At 48.2% G+C, this 2,111-nt stretch carries 2 tRNA genes and 2 rRNA genes (1 of these 4 running past the window's edge); all 4 read left to right on the forward strand.

The annotated features are described in order from the left end of the window. Nucleotides 1–395, forward strand: a 16S ribosomal RNA gene (locus EV145_RS22300); the annotation flags it as partial. 123 nt (nt 396–518) lie between these two features. Continuing rightward, a tRNA-Ile gene (locus tag EV145_RS22305) sits at nt 519–592 on the forward strand. A gap of 86 nt (nt 593–678) precedes the next feature. Continuing rightward, nucleotides 679–752, forward strand: a tRNA-Ala gene (locus EV145_RS22310). A 156-nt stretch (nt 753–908) separates the two neighbouring features. After that, nucleotides 909–2,111: ribosomal RNA gene (locus EV145_RS22315) — 23S ribosomal RNA — on the forward strand (it continues 1,778 nt past the right edge of the window).

Genomic DNA, 2,111 nt, shown 5'->3' on the forward strand with positions numbered 1-2,111 from the left:
GTCGGGAACTCTAACAAGACTGCCAGTGCAAACTGTGAGGAAGGTGGGGATGACGTCAAATCATCACGGCCCTTACGCCTTGGGCTACACACGTGCTACAATGGCCGGTACAGAGAGCAGCCACTGGGCGACCAGGAGCGAATCTACAAAACCGGTCACAGTTCGGATCGGAGTCTGCAACTCGACTCCGTGAAGCTGGAATCGCTAGTAATCGGATATCAGCCATGATCCGGTGAATACGTTCCCGGGCCTTGTACACACCGCCCGTCAAGCCATGGAAGCTGGGGGTGCCTGAAGTCGGTGACCGCAAGGAGCTGCCTAGGGTAAAACTGGTAACTAGGGCTAAGTCGTAACAAGGTAGCCGTACCGGAAGGTGCGGCTGGAACACCTCCTTTCTAGAGCCTCATATGTTAGTGCTTGCACACGTTGGGGAAAAAAGAAGAAGCTTTATGGGGTCATGATTTCAAGGCTATTTTACTCTTGCTGTTAGTTCAAATAATAAATTTTAAGTAAAACAGAGTCTCGTAGCTCAGCTGGTTAGAGTACTACACTGATAATGTAGGGGTCGGCAGTTCGAGTCTGCCCGGGACTACTATTTGACTTGAAAAAAGGAAATTTTAGAAGTTGAGCATTTATGAGTATTCATAACTCATAATTCATAACTCATCATTTAAAAATGGGGGATTAGCTCAGCTGGCTAGAGCGCCTGCCTTGCACGCAGGAGGTCAACGGTTCGACTCCGTTATTCTCCACAAAAGCGAAAGCTTACAGCTTAAGGCCTATGGCCTAAAGCGAAACAAAGTTCATTGACATATTGAGATAAGAAAATAATAAAAAGTAGAAAGCGTTTTTTGTTATAACTAACAAAAGACAAAAAAAAACGGTCTTGATTGAATTCAAGATTGGTGCAATAAGCAAAATAAGGGCGTATGGGGGATGCCTAGGCTCTCAGAGGCGATGAAAGGCGTGATAAGCTGCGAAAAGCTGCGGGGACGGGCACACACCGATTGATCCGCAGATACCTGAATGGGGCAACCCGCTATGCTGAAGGCATAGCACACCGATAGGTGGGCAAACCCGCTGAACTGAAACATCTAAGTAGGCGGAGGAGAAGAAAACAAAAGTGATTCCGTAAGTAGTGGCGAGCGAACGCGGATTAGCCCAAACCAATGTTGTTACGGCAAGATTGGGGTTGTAGGACCACGACATTTTATGCATGCAGAACCGGAAGCTGCTGGAAAGCGGCGCCATAGAGGGTGATAGCCCCGTATGGGTAATAAATGTAATGAATAGTGGTATCCTGAGTAGGGCGGGGCACGTGAAACCCTGTCTGAATTCGGCGGGACCATCCGCTAAGGCTAAATACTCCTGAGAGACCGATAGTGAACCAGTACCGTGAGGGAAAGGTGAAAAGAACCGTGAATAACGGAGTGAAATAGATCCTGAAACCATACGCTTACAAGCGGTCGGAGCCCTTTCGTGGGGTGACGGCGTGCCTTTTGCATAATGAGCCTACGAGTTAACGTTGCTGGCAAGGTTAAGTGGTTAAGCCACGGATCCGCAGCGAAAGCGAGTCTGAATAGGGCGCTTTAGTCAGTAGTGTTAGACGCGAAACCGTGTGATCTACCCATGGGCAGGATGAAGCTGTGGTAACACACAGTGGAGGTCCGAACCGGTTGACGTTGAAAAGTCTTCGGATGACCTGTGGGTAGGGGTGAAAGGCCAATCAAACTCGGAAATAGCTCGTACTCCCCGAAATGCATTTAGGTGCAGCGCTGATGATAGTTATATAGAGGTAGAGCTACTGATTGGATGCGGGGGCTTCACCGCCTACCAATTCCTGACAAACTCCGAATGCTATATAATGTTTCACAGCAGTGAGGGCTTGGGTGCTAAGGTCCAAGTCCGAGAGGGAAAGAACCCAGACCATCAGCTAAGGTCCCCAAATATATGTTAAGTTGAAAGAACGAGGTTTGTCTGCCCAGACAGCTAGGATGTTGGCTTGGAAGCAGCCATTCATTTAAAGAGTGCGTAACAGCTCACTAGTCGAGCGGACGAGCATGGATAATAATCGGGCATAAACATATTACCGAAGCTATGGATTTACAAGT

The sequence above is a fragment of the Flavobacterium sp. 245 genome (assembly GCF_004362055.1).
Taxonomy (GTDB): domain Bacteria; phylum Bacteroidota; class Bacteroidia; order Flavobacteriales; family Flavobacteriaceae; genus Flavobacterium.